General features: G+C 62.5%; 13 protein-coding genes. 7 read left to right on the top strand and 6 right to left on the bottom strand.

Annotation, left to right across the window (positions count from 1 at the left end; genetic code table 11):
* The first annotated feature begins 60 nt into the window (after positions 1-60).
* Complete coding sequence (locus NYQ88_RS14160) at positions 61-969, top strand: EamA family transporter (RefSeq protein ID WP_275651770.1); 909 nt, start codon at positions 61-63, stop codon at positions 967-969.
* 7 nt (positions 970-976) lie between these two features.
* Here the strand turns inward: NYQ88_RS14160 and NYQ88_RS14155 are convergent, their stop codons facing one another.
* The 5 genes from NYQ88_RS14155 to NYQ88_RS14135 all read right to left on the bottom strand — a co-directional run bounded on the left by NYQ88_RS14155 (position 977) and on the right by NYQ88_RS14135 (position 5,888).
* On the bottom strand, positions 977-2,167 hold the full coding sequence (locus NYQ88_RS14155; RefSeq protein WP_275651769.1) for an FAD-dependent oxidoreductase: 1,191 nt from the start codon (positions 2,165-2,167) through the stop codon (positions 977-979).
* 235 nt (positions 2,168-2,402) lie between these two features.
* Positions 2,403-2,615: a hypothetical protein gene (locus NYQ88_RS14150; protein WP_275651768.1), complete on the bottom strand. Its 213-nt coding sequence runs from the start codon at positions 2,613-2,615 to the stop codon at positions 2,403-2,405.
* A 90-nt stretch (positions 2,616-2,705) separates the two neighbouring features.
* Entirely contained in the window at positions 2,706-3,575 is an 870-nt protein-coding gene (locus NYQ88_RS14145; protein WP_275651767.1) for a TIGR01459 family HAD-type hydrolase, read from the bottom strand.
* Complete coding sequence (locus NYQ88_RS14140; RefSeq protein WP_275651766.1) at positions 3,562-4,830, bottom strand: FGGY-family carbohydrate kinase; 1,269 nt, start codon at positions 4,828-4,830, stop codon at positions 3,562-3,564. The genes NYQ88_RS14145 and NYQ88_RS14140 overlap by 14 nt, the downstream gene beginning before the upstream one ends.
* Complete coding sequence (locus NYQ88_RS14135; RefSeq protein WP_275651765.1) at positions 4,827-5,888, bottom strand: class II aldolase/adducin family protein; 1,062 nt, start codon at positions 5,886-5,888, stop codon at positions 4,827-4,829. The genes NYQ88_RS14140 and NYQ88_RS14135 overlap by 4 nt, the downstream gene beginning before the upstream one ends.
* A 170-nt stretch (positions 5,889-6,058) precedes the next feature.
* Between NYQ88_RS14135 and NYQ88_RS14130 the strand changes: the two genes are divergently transcribed.
* From NYQ88_RS14130 to NYQ88_RS14105, 6 genes are all read left to right on the top strand, one after another.
* Entirely contained in the window at positions 6,059-6,841 is a 783-nt protein-coding gene (locus tag NYQ88_RS14130; protein ID WP_275651764.1) for a DeoR/GlpR family DNA-binding transcription regulator, read from the top strand.
* Positions 6,838-8,208: a carbohydrate kinase gene (locus NYQ88_RS14125; RefSeq protein WP_275651763.1), complete on the top strand. Its 1,371-nt coding sequence runs from the start codon at positions 6,838-6,840 to the stop codon at positions 8,206-8,208. Before NYQ88_RS14130 ends, NYQ88_RS14125 begins: the two co-directional genes overlap by 4 nt.
* Positions 8,205-9,758: a sugar ABC transporter ATP-binding protein gene (locus NYQ88_RS14120; RefSeq protein ID WP_275651762.1), complete on the top strand. Its 1,554-nt coding sequence runs from the start codon at positions 8,205-8,207 to the stop codon at positions 9,756-9,758. The genes NYQ88_RS14125 and NYQ88_RS14120 overlap by 4 nt, the downstream gene beginning before the upstream one ends.
* A 34-nt stretch (positions 9,759-9,792) precedes the next feature.
* On the top strand, positions 9,793-10,773 hold the full coding sequence (locus tag NYQ88_RS14115; RefSeq protein ID WP_275651761.1) for a ribose ABC transporter permease: 981 nt from the start codon (positions 9,793-9,795) through the stop codon (positions 10,771-10,773).
* Between the two features lie 60 nt (positions 10,774-10,833).
* Positions 10,834-11,778 carry an ABC transporter substrate-binding protein gene (locus NYQ88_RS14110; protein ID WP_275651760.1) on the top strand — a complete coding sequence of 315 codons (945 nt, stop codon included), beginning with the start codon at positions 10,834-10,836 and terminating at the stop codon, positions 11,776-11,778.
* A gap of 64 nt (positions 11,779-11,842) precedes the next feature.
* The gene (locus NYQ88_RS14105) at positions 11,843-12,745 is read left to right on the top strand and encodes a sugar phosphate isomerase/epimerase (RefSeq protein WP_275651759.1); all 903 of its coding nucleotides are present in this window, start codon (positions 11,843-11,845) and stop codon (positions 12,743-12,745) included.
* Between the two features lie 51 nt (positions 12,746-12,796).
* On the opposite strand, the gene NYQ88_RS14100 is transcribed toward NYQ88_RS14105, so the two are convergent.
* Entirely contained in the window at positions 12,797-14,794 is a 1,998-nt protein-coding gene (locus NYQ88_RS14100) for a DUF4214 domain-containing protein (RefSeq protein ID WP_275651758.1), read from the bottom strand.
* Positions 14,795-14,806: the final 12 nt, after the last annotated feature.

Below are 14,806 nucleotides of genomic sequence, written 5' to 3'. Positions count from 1 at the left end.
TATACGGGGAGGGGCGCTTTCGCTCTTCCCCGCCAGAGGCTTTGCCCATAAAGCTGCGGGATGTCCCGCGCCCTTTCCCGTTCCGCCGCAACCCTTATTGGCTTTTTGGCCGTGCTGCTCTGGTCGCTTTTGGCGACGCTGACGGCGGCGAGCGGGGACATGCCCTCGCTACAGTTGACAGCCATTACCTTCGGCATTGGCGGTCTTTGCCTGATGGTCGTGCGGCCCGGCGCGATAAAGGCCATGCGCCAGCCGCTCTCGGTGTGGCTGGTCGGGGTTATTGGGCTCGCGGGCTACCACTTCGCCTATTTCTTTGCCCTCAAGAATGCGCCGCCGGTCGAAGCCAGCCTGATCAATTATTTCTGGCCGGTGCTGATCGTGGTGATGTCGGCCATGCTGCCCGGCGAAAAGCTGCGCTGGAACCACATCGCCGGGTGTATTCTGGCCCTGGGCGGCGCGGGTCTCGTGGTGACGCGGGGGCAGGGCCTCGTTCTCGATGGACAATATGCGCTGGGCTATGCCGCCGCGCTGTTCGCAGCTTACGCCTGGTCGAGCTACTCCATTCTCTCGCGCCGCATGGCCAAGGTGCCGAGCGAAGCCATCGCCGGCTTTTGCCTCGTCGTGGCGCTGCTGGCATGGCTGTCCCATCTGGCGCTCGAAACGACGGTCTGGCCGAGTTCGCCCTGGCAGTGGGCGGCGATCGTTAGTCTCGGCCTCGCGCCGGTGGGGCTCGCCTTTTACGTCTGGGACATCGGCGTCAAGCAGGGGGACATCCAGATCCTCGGCGCCGCATCCTACCTCGCGCCGCTGCTCTCGACCTTGCTGCTGATCGTTTCCGGCTATGCCGAATTCAGCATGATCATCGTCATCGCCTGCGTGCTGATCACGCTTGGTGCCGTCGTGGCGGCAAAGGACATGTTGTTTCGCCGCCAGCCGAAAGTTGAAGTCGCGCCCGCAGAGGCGGGCTGACGCCGGCCTATCGGACCATTTGCGCAGCGAGGATGCGGGCGCTGGTGGGCCCAAGCGTAAAGCCCTGATGGCCGTGGCCGAAGTTGAACCACATGCCGGGGTTCTTGTCCGATGGGCCGATCATGGGCAGCATGCCGGGCAGGAACGGCCGTGTGCCGCGCCAGGCATCGGCTTCCACCGGCTCACCCAGTGCAAACAATTCGCGGGCCGCTGCTGTCGACCGATCCATCTGCCGCATGCTGGGCGGGCCGTCGAGTGTGGTCAGTTCGGCGCCGGTCAGAACCCGCAGCCCCCGGCGCATCGGCGACAGGAAGGTCCCCGTCTCGACGTCATAAAGCGGCAGGTCCGGGCCGTTCTCAATCTGGAAGTGGCGGTGGTAGCCGCGCTTGAGCACCATCGGGATGGCATGGCCGAAACGCGCCAACAGCGCAGGTGACCACGGTCCCAGGCAGACGACCACGCGCCCGGCCGTCAGCGGGCCGTTATTCGATTGCACTTTCCACCCGGCGCCCGCGCGCTCAAGGCTCATGGCATCGCCCAGCACCATTGAGCCGCCGCGCGCCATGAAGAGATCCGCATAGCGCCGCACGAGGCCGCCCGGGTCCTCGCAGAACCACGATCCCGTCCAGTGAACGGCGCCGGCCAGTTGGGTTTTGAGGTTCGGCTCGGCTTGGGACAGCTCGCTGCCCGTCATGACCGTTGAGGGAACGCCATACTGGGCACGATAGCGCTCCGCCGTGGCCACGGCTTTGGCAAGGCCCTCCTCGGTCCGATACGCCTTGCGATATCCGCGCCGCGAGATGATCGCCTCGGCGCCCGATGCGGCGATCAGGGGCGCATGATCATCGGTCGCGCTGAGGATCATCTTCGACCACACCGGCGCGATATTGGCCTTGTATCCCGTCGGCAGAGAGCTGCGCGCATAGCCCAGCAGCGGCACCAGCCAGCTGGGCAGATCCTTGAACCGCCAGACCACATCATTGGTGCGCCCGGTGGCGATCGACCAGAGCGTCTTGACGTCGAGCGGCAGTGGATAGGGCTCGACAGCCTCAGCCTGGATCATCCCGGCATTGCCATAACTGGTTTCTTCGCCCGGCCCGCGCCGGTCCAGCAGCGTCACCGAATGGCCCTTGGCCTGCAGCGCCAAGGCGGTCGAAACGCCGACCATGCCGGCGCCCAAAACGATGATCTCAGTCATATGATGTTGCCAGTCTGCTGCGTGGACCCCGCACGGCGCGTCAATCCGTCCGAGGAAGGCAGACTGCTGGCCCACAGGAAAGACTCCTGGGCGGGACGATCCGAATCCGAAATGTCTGTCGCCGATTTGATCATGTCGCGGCCCGGCGCCGCAAGCGCGATATCCGCTGATCTCAGGCGTCATGAAGCTTGTGCGACAATACGGCACTTCCAGCACGGAGGCGCGCCCAAGCGGCTTACCAGGGATGACCTGACGGGCTGGGGTGATTGAAATGGTCCGTGATGGCGAGGAGAACGACCATGTGCAGGCGTTCCGGTGTCTCCGGATTTTTGAGACACTTTACCTTCGAGGAAATGGTGAAGGAGCGCGCGCCCTTCTTCCCGCTCACCGTATAGTGCAGATATTGACGCGCCGCATCGTAAGCCGCCGCCACTATTTGGAACTGCATAGCCCTCGTCCCAAGGATATACCGCATCAAGACTAGCAGGTTTTTTCGCGCCTGTGATGCTCTCCCGAAGCGCAACAGTAACTGCCCGCTTCACTTGTTCGCGTCTGGCACCTCGTCGAGAGTAAACGCGGGCAGGATCATCGGCCGGAATGGGCCGCCTGTTTCGAGCATCTCCGCCAGCTCAGGATCGGGCAGGCCGGAATGGATCCCGGTTCGGACCAGCGCCGCAGCGATGCCGAATTGGGTGGCGCCGGCGATGTCGTGTTCGATGCTGTCGCCGATCGCAACGACGTTATCCTTCGCTGGCGTGCCGCAGAGCTGAAAGGCGTGCGCGTAGATGTCGTTGAAAGGCTTGCCGATCCAGCGGACAGTACCCCCCAATTCCTCGTAGACCCGTGCAATGGCACCCGCTCCAGGCGCTGTTCCGTCACCGGTGAGCATTTCCATGTCTGGATTGGTGCAGATGGCCGGGACACCCCGGGCCGCCGCGGGCCGCAATAGTTCCCGGTAGGCGACGAGCGATATCTTGTCGGCCTCGCTGCCTGAGATGACAATGAGGTCGGCGACCTCGCTCGCAGGCACGCTCTCAAGCTGCAGGCGGTCAGCCAGATTGGTGTCATCGCCGCTCGAAATGGTGAGGCAGGTCGCCGCCGCGAGGGGCATGCCAAATCCGCCGCTTCTGACCAATTCGAAGGCGACGTCCCCGGAAGTGACGAGATGATCATAGAGATCGGGCCCGATGCCGAGCTTGGCGAGCCGCCTGCCGTTGTAATCGCCCGCGCGTCCTGAGTTGGAGAGGATGATGACGGTTTTTCCGCGCGATTTGAGATAGTTGAGGGCCTCGATGGCGCCGGCGTATGGAATGGCGCCATCCAGCAGCACGCCGAACTGATCGACGAAAAAGAACTCGTAAGCCTCGGCAATTTGCTGCAGCGAGACAATTGGCTCAAGCTTGGCCATGATGCGCCCTCCCGAGTGCCAGACGCGCCACGCCGACAGCGGCCTCTACCGACTGTGCTGGCAGAAAGGGTACGCCCAGTCTCCTCATGCGGAGGCGTTCCCACGCATGGTTCGCCGCGCCGCCGCCCACGGTGCGGACAGAGGCAAGCGCTGGGCCGCCCAGTTGTTCGAGGATATCGTAGCCGCGCGCCTCGATATCGGAGATCCCCTCAAGCAACCCCTGGAAATAGACCGCATCGTCATCAGGGCGTGGCAACACTCTCGGCTGCAGGTCGGGAGCGCTGACCGGAAAGCGCTCCCCCGGTCTGGCCAATGGATAGTAGGAGAGGCCGGTCGGCGTCTCCGGGTCGATCCCAGCGCTCAGCGCATCGAGGTCTGCGTCCGGCAACAGCGCCTTGATCACCGCGCCGCCGGTGTTGGACGCGCCCCCCGCCAGCCACATCCCGTTGACGCGGTGGCTGTAGATACCGAATTGCGGGGCGTCGATCCGTTTCGCCGACAAAAGCTTGAGGACCAGCGACGAGCCCAGCGCGGTCACGCCGTCGCCGATCTCCGACGCGCCCGTGGCGAGAAAGGAGGCGCAGCCATCCGTCGTGCCCACATGGACCTGGCACGCTTCCGGCAGGCCGAGCGCCCGCGCCCAGGAGCTGGTGGTGCACACGGGGCTTCCCGCAGGACGCACCGCCGGCAGCAGGTCCAGCGGCAGGCCGGCCCGCGCGATCCACTCCGGCCAGCTGCCACTCTCGAGATCATATCCGGTTTTGAGCGCGTTGTTCTCGTCGCTGAGGGCCGTTCCATCCCCGAGCTGCATCGCCAGCCAGTCCGCCTGATGCACAATCCGTGCGGGAGAAAGTCGCTGATGAAAATCGATGGCCTTTCCGAGCGGCGAACTCGCCCCCCGCGCCGGACTGGAGTGCGGCGCGTGCTCATCAATGCTCGCAAGGATGTCCGCGGAGGGGACTGGTGCATTGTAAAGTGCGGCCGGCTCGATTGGGGCGCCGCTGTGGTCCAGCGCCAAGACCGTGCCTGATGTCCCGTCTACAGAAACCGCGATGGCGCCGGAGAGGTCCACTTCTGCCCGCAATTGGACAAAACAGCTTTCAACGCCCGCGATCCATTGGCTGGGATCCCGCGCGGCCTCCGCCCCGGTAAACCCGTAGGCGCCTAAGCCAAGGGAGCGTCCGTCGTCATCGATCGCCGCTGCGCGAATGCCTGATGTTCCGAGGTCAATGCCGACGGCGGCCGCCCGTTTCATCCCTGTGTGGCCTGTCGATCGAGGGACTGCCTGTATTTCTCGGCCTCCCAATGGGTGAGCTCATATTCCTGATCCGCCGTCAGGTAATTGAGCCTGCGGCCCTCCGGGATGCGGGTAACCACTTCGGCAAGGCATCGGACCATGGCCTGCCCACCCGCAGTCAGCCCCTTGCGCACGAGTACTCCCTGTCCGGGGAGCACAACAAGCTTGGGCTCTTCGGCCGACACTGTGGCAGCGAGATTGCCAGGTTCATCGAGCGTTCCGAGTTCGGTGCCGAGGAAGATGACATGGTCCGGATAGAGCGAGCCGCCGCGCGCATGGGTCAGCGCGATCGGGTCGAGCGCGATATCGTGGCACTCCTTGTCGTCCGGAAGAGCATAGTCACCAAGCGTCTCTGCCTCAGCCTGAAGCCGGGAAAAATCTGCCAGCGCTGTTGTTCTGCGCGGCAGGGCGAGGGCAGCAGTCACCTCTTCCACCCGGGCCGCTGTTTCCTCAACGGTGTCGCCGCAGACCACCAGCCCGTGATTGGCCAGAACCAGCACATCCGGCGCGCGGTCGCGGACCGCAGCGATGGCCCGCGCCAGTGGCGTCCCAGGACGGCGATAGGGGATCAGCGCCCAGCTCAAATGGGGTAGCCGATCGGCAAAGATCTGCGTCAGCTCGTCCTCGGCGTCGGTGCACACAGCATGGGCCAGCGTGTTGACGCAATGGAAATGGGCAACGACGCGCTGCGGGATCGAGGCATGCACGCTCGCTTCGATTGATGGTCGAAGGCCTGAAACATTGAGGTCTGCGACAACGAAGTCGGTCGCTTTCTCGGCGCGCGGATCACCGGCGTCGAGCGCTTCCACCAGCGGGGCGGTTTCGAGCGGCACCATGATGTCGCGCTCGAGCGCATGCGCCAGCCATGTGCCGGAGGCCTTCACCCACATCACATCGCCGATCTTGATCGAAGTATTGCCGCCAGCACCCTGTGTGCGGGTGATGTCGCGCCCGAGCCTGGCGGAAAAGGCACTGAGGGCCGCAAGCGCCTGCGTGCTCTGCTGATCCGCCGCCATCGGGCCCTCCCTTTCGATTGGCGTCTTTCGCCATCCCATATGGTCTAGGCCACCTGAGGAACTTTCGTCAAGCATGATGAACTTTGATCATCAACCCCTTGCAAGGGTGAGCGAGTTGTGAATACGATGGCTCCAATGAGGCAATAAATTGCCCAGGGAGGGATAGCCGCGTGATCGACTCGGATCGTCACCAGCAGATCGCCGACATTTTGAAGGATCGCCCCTTTGTCTCGGTGCGCGATCTTCAGGATGCTCTGGGCGTATCCGCCGCTACGATCCGTCGCGACATCGAAAAACTGCATCAGCAGGGGCAGGCGCGCAAAGTCTACGGCGGCATTTCGGCCCGCGAAGGCAGCGCCGGCAAGGCCAGCTCCGCGCGCCCCTATGATGAAAACCGCGATATCGCCGTAGATGCCAAGCGTTCCATAGCGCGCCTCGCGGCCACCCTGGTGCGGGACGGCGACTCCATCATCATCAACGCCGGCTCGACTTGCTTTCACCTCGGGGCCATTCTCGCCCAACGCAGCCTGCGCGTTTACACCAATTCCATGCCCCTTGCGGCCCATCTCGGCGACAGCGGCTCCTGCCAGCTGGTCCTGCCGGGCGGCGAGCTGCATCGCGAGCCGGGCATTCTAGCTTCGCCTACCAACAGCACAGCCCCGTTTTATGCCTCCCGTTTCTTTGTGGGGGCGCAGGGCATCAGCGGCGAGGGGACGCTGGAATCCCATCCCCTTCTAGTCAGGGTTGTCAGCGAACTGAGTGACTGGGCTGACGAGGTGGTGGTCCTCGCCGATAGCCGGAAATTCAAGATCCGCCCCCGCAATGTCGTGCTGCCTCTATCGCGCATCGGCACTTTGGTGACCGACGAAGACCTGCCCGATGCGACCGCCAAGGAACTGGAGGATAATGGCGTCACCGTTCTCATCGCCGGAAGCGGGGGCGCTGAACAATGAGCCTGGCGGTCTTTGATCTCGGCAAGACGAATTCAAAAATGTTCGTTCTCGCTCGCGACGGGGCCATCCTCCATCAGAGCCGCACAAAGCCGGTCTGGATCGATCACCATGGGCGCCGCGTGCTCGACGATGCCCATCTCTTCAACTGGATGAATGCATCCCTCGCCGAAATCGCCGATCGGCATGACGTCACCGGCGTCATGTTTTCGGGCCATGGCTGCACCTTCGCCCTTGTCCGGCCCGAGGGGCTCACCCATCCCGTCCTTGACTACGAACAGGATCCGCCCCTTGATATCGCCGCAGCGATCGACGCGGACATTCCTCCCTTCAGCGAAACCTTCTCTCCGGCCCTGCCGCTGGGCTTCAACTACGGCCGCCATCTGCTCTGGCTGGCCGCGGTCGAACCAGACGCCGTTTTAAAAGCCGAATGGATCCTGAGCTATCCGCAGTTCTGGAGCTGGCGCTTCAGTGGCGCGGCCCGCTCGGAAGTCTCCTATCTCGGCTGTCACTCCCATCTCTGGGCGCCACTGGCCGATGATTTCAGCGATCTGGTCAAAGCCCAGGGCTGGGAAGAGAAGATGCCGCCCTTTGCCCGTGCCGGCGCACCTCTTGGCTCTTACCCACTCAAGACCTCCACCGGCGATCGGCAGCTGGTGGTTCATAACGGCGTCCACGACAGCAATTCAGCGCTCTATCTCTACCGCGCCCTGGGCCTTGAGGATTTTACCCTTGTCTCGAGCGGCACCTGGGTGATCATCTTTAACACTGCCTGCCCATTGCAGGCGCTAGATGAGCGTCGCGACATGCTGGCCAATGTGACGGTCGACCGACATCCCGTCGCCACCATCCGCTTCATGGGCGGTCGCGAATATGATCTGATCAGCCAGGGGTGGACGGCTCCCATTTCCCTCGCGGCGCTCGAAAGCGTCATAAACAAGTCGATTTTCGCCCTGCCGTCCTTTGCGCCGGGCGGGCCCTTCCAGGGATTGCAGGGTCGCCTCATCGGCCCTCAGCCAACGCCGGAAGAGCGGGGTGCGGCGGCGCTGCTCTATGTCGCCCTGATGACCGATCTGTCCCTCGATCTTGTCCAGTCCAGCAATGATCTGGTGGTCGATGGCGGCCTCGTCAAAACCGGTCTTTACGGACCACTCCTGGCGCAATTGCGCCACAGCCAGAAAATACTCTCCTGCCGGGAGGTCGAGGGCAGTGCGCTCGGAGCAGCAGCTCTCGCCATGGAGGATTTCGATGTCCACGCGGCCGTTGGTGAACTCACGCGCAGCCAGCCTTTGGCCCTCGCGGGGCTTGAGGCCTACCGCAAGACCTGGCGCGAACACATCGCCGCAGAACAGAGGGAGGACGTGGCATGAGTGAGATGGCTCACAGCACCGCCCCGGGCAAGCCCGTCCTCGAAATGCGCAATATCAGCAAGACATTCGGCCCGGTCCGCGCCCTGAGCAATGTCTCGCTGACGGTCTATCCCGGTGAAGTCCACGCCGTCATGGGCGAGAACGGCGCCGGCAAGTCGACCCTGATGAAAGTTCTCTCGGGAGCCTACCGGCCTGATCCCGGCGGCGAAATTCTGCTCGATGGCCATCCGGTAGCGCTCGGCGACCCGATCAAGGCCCGGGCAAGCGGCATTTCCGTGATCTATCAGGAACTCAGCCTCGCGCCGAACCTGACTGTGGCGCAGAACATCTATCTCGGCAATCAACCCTCCCGCTTCGGCCTCGTGGACAACAGGGCGACCGAAAAATCCGCCAAGCCCATTCTCGACCGTCTCGGCATCGGCTTTTCGCCGCGGACCATTGTGCGCACCCTTTCGCTCGGCGAGCGGCAGATGGTGGAAATCGCCCGGGCTCTGTCGACCGACGCGCGCATCATCGTCATGGACGAGCCCACCACCTCGCTGACCTCGCGCGAGACAGACAAGCTGTTCGGCGTCATCGAGTCTCTCAAGGCGCAGGGCATCGCCATCATCTACATCAGCCATCGCATGGAGGAGATCTACCAGCTCGCCGATCGCGTCAGCGTGCTGCGCGACTCTTCCTATGTCGGCACGCTGGATCGCTCAGAGCTCTCCGCATCCAGGCTCGTCTCGATGATGGTGGGGCGTGATCTCTCCTCGTTCTACAAGAAGGAACACCGCACCCCGGCGCTCGACCGCCAGATCGCCCTGTCGGTGCGCGATGTCGCCGATGATGTGCGCGTCCACGGCTGCAGCTTTGACCTGCACAAGGGCGAGGTTCTGGGCCTGGCTGGCCTCGTCGGCTCGGGCCGCACCGAATTGGCCCGTTTGATTTTCGGCGCCGACAAGAAAAAATCCGGCACTGTCACTCTGGAGGGTCAAAAGCTCGACATTTCAGGGCCCCGCGACGCTATCGACGCCGGCATTGCCTATCTCACCGAGGACCGCAAAGTGCTCGGCCTCTTCCTCGACATGTCCATCGCTGACAACATCTCCATCAGCGTTCTGGGGGACGATGCCAGCGGCGGCACTCTTCTCGATCGGTCCGCAGCGCGGACCCGCGCCGAGAAGGCCGTGAAAGACCTGTCCATCCGCGCCGCAGGCACTGCCATCAGCGCCGGCTCGCTGTCTGGCGGCAATCAGCAAAAAGTGCTGCTGGCCCGGCTCCTCCAGAAGGACCCGAAAGTCATCATCCTCGATGAGCCCACGCGAGGCGTCGACGTCGGCGCCAAGTCGGAGATCTATCGGCTCATCGACGAACTGGCCAAGCGCGATATCGCCGTCCTCGTCATTTCGAGCGAGCTTCCGGAAATCATCGGCATCGCCGACCGCGTCCTCGTGATGCGCGAAGGCCGTATTGCGGGGGAAGTCCGTCCCACGCCGGACAAGCCGATCGACCAGGAAACCATCATGAATTTCTCAACCGGCGCTCTGCGCGAAACCGCAGCGTGACCCCGACCCACAATTTTCAACCCTAGGCAGGACCATGACTGACGCCCCTGTGAGCCCAATCGCCCAGCGCCAACGCGTTCGCGCCATGTTGGCCGCGCTTGGCATGTTGCCGGTCCTGATCATCCTCGCGGTGGGCTTTCAGCTGCTCAGCGGCCGCTTCATGAACCCGAACAATCTCTCGATTGTCATGCAGCAGGCCTCCATCAACACAGTCCTGGCGGCGGGCATGACACTGGTCATTCTCACCGGCGGTATCGATCTGTCGGTCGGCTCGATCCTGGCCGCATCCGCAATGGTGGCAGTGATCGTCTCGCTCTTTCCCGACATCGGCATGCTCGGCATCCTGGCGGGGCTTGCCATGGGTCTGGCCTGTGGCCTCGCCAATGGAATGCTCATCGCATACATGAAGCTGCCGCCCTTCATCGTCACCTTGGGCTCGCTGACCGCCGTGCGCGGTCTTGCCCGCCTGCTGGGCGCCGATACCACCGTCTTCAATCCAAACCTGCCGTTCCAGTTCATCGGCAATGGCAGCGTCTTCGGCGTGCCGTGGCTGGTGATCATCGCCTTCCTCGTCGTGGTCATGTCCTGGTTCGTGCTCAAGCGCACCGTACTTGGAACCCAGATCTATGCGGTGGGCGGCAATCCGGATGCGGCGCGCCTCACCGGCATCAACGTGCCGCTGGTGCTGCTCTTCGTCTATTGCTTCTCCGGCCTCATGGCGGGCCTTGGCGGCGTCATGTCCGCGGCGCGCCTCTACGCAGCCAATGGCCTGCAACTGGGCCAGGCCTATGAGCTGGACGCAATAGCCGCCGTCATCCTCGGCGGCACCAGCTTCGTCGGTGGCGTCGGCTCCATCTGGGGCACGCTGATCGGCGCACTGATCATCGCCGTCCTGTCCAATGGGCTCATCCTCACGGGTGTGTCTGACATCTGGCAATACATCATCAAGGGACTGGTCATCATCGCCGCCGTAGCGCTCGATCGCTATCGTCTCGCCGGCGGCGCGAGGACCTGATCAACCGGAATTCCGGCAACTGTGGCGCGCTCCAGCGGCCACTCAATAGGGAGGACTACAATGAACTTTCTACCAAAGCTGCTGACTGGTGTTGCACTTTCGGCCTTCGCCCTCGGCGGAGCCATGGCCCAGGAGAAGGAACTGACCAATGTCGGCATTTCTGTCGGCCTTCTGGGCAATCCCTTCTTCGTGGCCACCATCAAGGGCATTGAGGACAAGGCCCGCGAGATCAATCCCGACGTCCGCGTAACCTCGGTTTCCGCCGACTATGACCTCAACAAGCAGGTGTCCCAGATCGACAGCTTCATCGCTGCGGGCGTGGACATCATCATGCTCAATGCCGTTGACGCCAGCGCCATTGCCCCGGCTGTGCAGAAGGCCCGTGACGCCGGTGTCGTCGTCGCTGCCTTCGACGTGTCCGCGCCCGGCGCCGACGTTACCGTCATGACCAACAATGTCAGCGCCGGCGAGAAGGCCTGCCAGTACATCGTCGATGAACTCAACGGCGAGGGCAACGTCATCATCATCAATGGCCCCGCCTCGTCCTCGATCATCGACCGCGTCCAGGGCTGCAAGAATGTCTTCGCCCAGAACCCGGGCATCACCATTCTCTCCGACGACCAGAACGGTCAGGGCTCTCGCGAGGGAGGCCTCGCGGTGATGCAGGGCCTGCTCACCCGCTTCGATGACATCGACGCCGTCTTTGCCATCAATGATCCGACAGGCATTGGTGCCGAGCTCGCCGCCAAGCAGCTCAACCGCACCGATTTCATCATCACCGCTGTCGATGGCGCTCCCGATATCGAGGAAGCCCTCAAGAGCGGGACATCCATGATCAAGGCGTCCGCTTCTCAGGACCCCTATGTCATGGCCGGTCAGGCGCTCGAAATGGGCGTTGCCGTACTCAAGGGTGAAAAGCCTGCCGAGGACACCATCCTGCTCGAACCAGAGCTGATCACCTCGGAAAACCTGGACTCCTACCAGGGCTGGACGGCCGTCCGCTAAGTCAATCGAGATGCGGCGTGGCCCCCAAGGGCCGCGCCGTTACTGTCTTTGCCTGAGGGGACACATGAGCAAGCTGGGCATACATTCTTTTGTCTGGAGCGCCGGTTCGAGCCAGACCGACCTTGAGACGGCACTCGAGAATACCCGGGCTACCGGATTCAAACTGATAGAGTTTTCCTACCTCGACCCCACGCTGGTCGACGTTCCTTGGCTCGCTGGCCGGATCAAGGACCATGGGCTCGACGTCTCCATCAGCATGGGCCTGCCGGCCGAGGGCGATGTTTCGAGTGCCGACCCGGAGACGGTCAATCGCGGCCTCGAGATTCTCTCCGGCGCCATCGCGCTGACCCGCGATCTCGGCGGCACCAAGCTCGCCGGAATTCTCTCATCCGCCCATGGCAAGCAGGTGCACGCGCCCACCCTTGAAAGCTGGAAGCGCAGTGTCGGCGCCGTTGCCCGCGCCGCTGAAATTGCGGCTGGCGCAGGCGTCACCCTCAACCTCGAAATCGTCAATCGCTTCGAGAGCAATCTGCTCAACACCGCCGCCCAAGGCCTCGCCTTCATCGAGGCCACCGGCGCGGACAATGTGTTTCTCCACCTCGACAGTTTTCACATGAACATCGAGGAGGCGGACATCGGCCTTGCCATCCGCAACGCCGCCAACAAGATCGGCTATGTCCATATCGGGGAAAGCCATCGCGGCTATCTGGGTACCGGCAACATCGACTTCGCCGCCATCTTCGATGCGCTGATCGCCATCGGCTATGACGACTGGGTCACCTTCGAAAGCTTCTCGTCGGAGATCGTCGACGAAAAGCTCTCTATCGCCACCGGCATCTGGCGCAATCTCTGGGACGACAATGTCGACCTCGCCAACCACGCCAGAACCTTCATCGACCTCGGTCTCACCACCGCCCGCCGCAAGGCGGCGCTCGTCGCCAATCCGGATACGCTTTCGGGCCCCTGACAAAGCAGAGGCCCCGCGCGCTCCCTGGCGGCGCCGGGAGCGCGATGTCCGCTACAGCATTTCGTAGAGGAACAGGTCCGCAATCCTGTTCGTATCTGCAACACCTGGCACGAGGTTGGTGGCGCTGCTCACGAACAGGATTTTATTGCCATCGGGAGACAGCCGGGCGCTACTGGTGAAGCCGTCTCCATGGAGCCTGAGATTGGTGAGCGTGCTATCGCGATAGATATAGATGTCGAAGTCGCTATTGGTGCCATCGACGAGGTTGGTGGCCCTGCTGTTAAACAGGATCGTATTACCATCGGCTGATAGGATTGGGGCCTCGCTCGCACGGTCTCCATGTGCAGTGATGTTGGTGAAAACGCCGTCGCGGTAGATGATGATGTCATCAACGCCATTATCGTCCACCGCCCCGGTGAGATTGGTCGCTGCGGTCTTGAAGGCGATGGTACTGCCATCGGCCGAAACGGTCACATGATCGCTGTCGCCATCGGCATTGAGCGTGAGGTTGGTAATGACGCCGTCGCGATAGACAAAAATGTCTGCCTTGCCGTTGGTGTCATCCTGTCCCGCAACCAGATTGGTAGCCTCGCTGTAAAAGACAATTGTGCTGCCATCGGCTGAGATTTTGGCGCCGCCGCTGAGACCGTTGCCGTGCGCGGTGATGTTGGTCAGCGTGCCATTCTTGGAAACGAAAATATCCCTGACGCCGTTCTCATCTGCGCTTGCGGTAAGATCGGTGGCTTCGCTCGTGAACACGATGGTACTGCCATCCGCTGACACACCTGGCCCCGAGCTCGACCCGTTGGCATGTGCCGTGATGTTGGTCAGAGCCCCCGCGCGATAGACGAAGATATTCTCGTATCCGTTGGTCTCTTGAGCGTCTGCGATGAGATTTTGTGCGCTACTTCCAAAAACAACGGTGCTGCCGTCCCCTGAAATTTCGGGGAAGAAGCTGTTGGCTGCCCCGCCAGCCGTGATGTTCGTATAGGTCCCGTCCCGAAGGACGAAGACGTCCATGATCTCGTTTGTCTCCGTCACGTTCGGGTCGATGCCGCGAGACAGACTTGCGAAGGCAATGACACTTCCGTCGATCGACATCTGTCCCGCCATTGAGCCCGCATAACCTGTCGCATGCGCGGTGAGGTTGGTGATGGTTTCATCATCCACGATCGTCGCTGTGGCACTGGCCGTTTTGATCGCAATGCCGTCGGTCGGGTTCGAGATGGTCGCGGTTATGGTCTCGTTGCCCTCGACCACGACATCATCGATCAGCGTGATCTGGAAACTTGCGGTGGCGACGTTTTCGGCAAAACTCAGCTCTCCGTGCTGCAATGTCGTCGAGTAGTCGGTGTTGAGCGTCGCCGTGCCGGTCAGCGCGACAGCAATGGTGGCGGCATCCGTCGAGCCGGTTCGCGTGACCGTATAGGTGATTGTCGATCCGCTGCCTTCCACTGCGGAGGCGGTGGAAACCGAGATCGTATAGCCCGGCGCTGGGGTTGGGGAACTATCGCCGCCGCTGCTGTCGGCTCCGGCCGGCGGAGTAAGGACCTTTGCCGCCAGATCTTCGTCTGGCGAGGGCGTGAACGGATTGTCCCGGTCAATCGCCTCGAGGAATTTGCGGGCAAGCGCGGCTGCGTCCGCGCCGTTGTAGGCCGCGATCTCCTCAGGCGTATCGAGGCTGGCCGTGAAGGCATCGGCGGCCTCCATCTTGGCAGTTACGGTGTCCTGATCGTCGTTCTGCGCGCCATCGAAAATATTGATGGTAATGGTTTCGATGGTCTGGGCGCCGCTGTCGAGCGCCGCCGTAAAGAAGGCGAGGCCCTCCGGATCCGGCGCGCGACCGAAGAGGGCAAGATAGATCGAACTGACAATTTCGCTTGGTGTCTGGCTCTCGAAGCGGTCGAGATATTCGGGTGTCCCGGTCAGGGTACCAATCAGGCCGGACAAATCCGCGCCCTGATTGGTGACGCCGTTCCAAAAGGCGAGCCCCGCGGGGTCTGCTGGACGGCCAAAGAGGGCGACATAAATGCCCTGAATGCTTGCCATGATCAAAAATTC

Source organism: Devosia sp. SD17-2 (assembly GCF_029201565.1).
Classification (GTDB): Bacteria; Pseudomonadota; Alphaproteobacteria; order Rhizobiales; family Devosiaceae; genus Devosia.
The sequence above is the reverse complement of the archived record's forward strand: the minus strand, read 5'-3'. Positions and strand labels throughout refer to the sequence as shown.

Bases quoted from the DNA above. Each gene is read 5' to 3' on its own strand.
- NYQ88_RS14110 (WP_275651760.1), top strand. From the start codon at position 10,834: ATGAACTTTCTACCAAAGCTGCTGACTGGTGTTGCACTTTCGGCCTTC.
- NYQ88_RS14155 (WP_275651769.1), bottom strand. From the start codon at position 2,167: ATGACTGAGATCATCGTTTTGGGCGCCGGCATGGTCGGCGTTTCGACC.
- NYQ88_RS14140 (WP_275651766.1), bottom strand. From the start codon at position 4,830: ATGAAACGGGCGGCCGCCGTCGGCATTGACCTCGGAACATCAGGCATT.
- NYQ88_RS14135 (WP_275651765.1), bottom strand. From the start codon at position 5,888: ATGGCGGCGGATCAGCAGAGCACGCAGGCGCTTGCGGCCCTCAGTGCC.
- NYQ88_RS14100 (WP_275651758.1), bottom strand. From the start codon at position 14,794: ATGGCAAGCATTCAGGGCATTTATGTCGCCCTCTTTGGCCGTCCAGCA.
- NYQ88_RS14105 (WP_275651759.1), top strand. From the start codon at position 11,843: ATGAGCAAGCTGGGCATACATTCTTTTGTCTGGAGCGCCGGTTCGAGC.
- NYQ88_RS14115 (WP_275651761.1), top strand. From the start codon at position 9,793: ATGACTGACGCCCCTGTGAGCCCAATCGCCCAGCGCCAACGCGTTCGC.
- NYQ88_RS14145 (WP_275651767.1), bottom strand. From the start codon at position 3,575: ATGGCCAAGCTTGAGCCAATTGTCTCGCTGCAGCAAATTGCCGAGGCT.
- NYQ88_RS14150 (WP_275651768.1), bottom strand. From the start codon at position 2,615: ATGCAGTTCCAAATAGTGGCGGCGGCTTACGATGCGGCGCGTCAATAT.
- NYQ88_RS14160 (WP_275651770.1), top strand. From the start codon at position 61: ATGTCCCGCGCCCTTTCCCGTTCCGCCGCAACCCTTATTGGCTTTTTG.
- NYQ88_RS14125 (WP_275651763.1), top strand. From the start codon at position 6,838: ATGAGCCTGGCGGTCTTTGATCTCGGCAAGACGAATTCAAAAATGTTC.
- NYQ88_RS14120 (WP_275651762.1), top strand. From the start codon at position 8,205: ATGAGTGAGATGGCTCACAGCACCGCCCCGGGCAAGCCCGTCCTCGAA.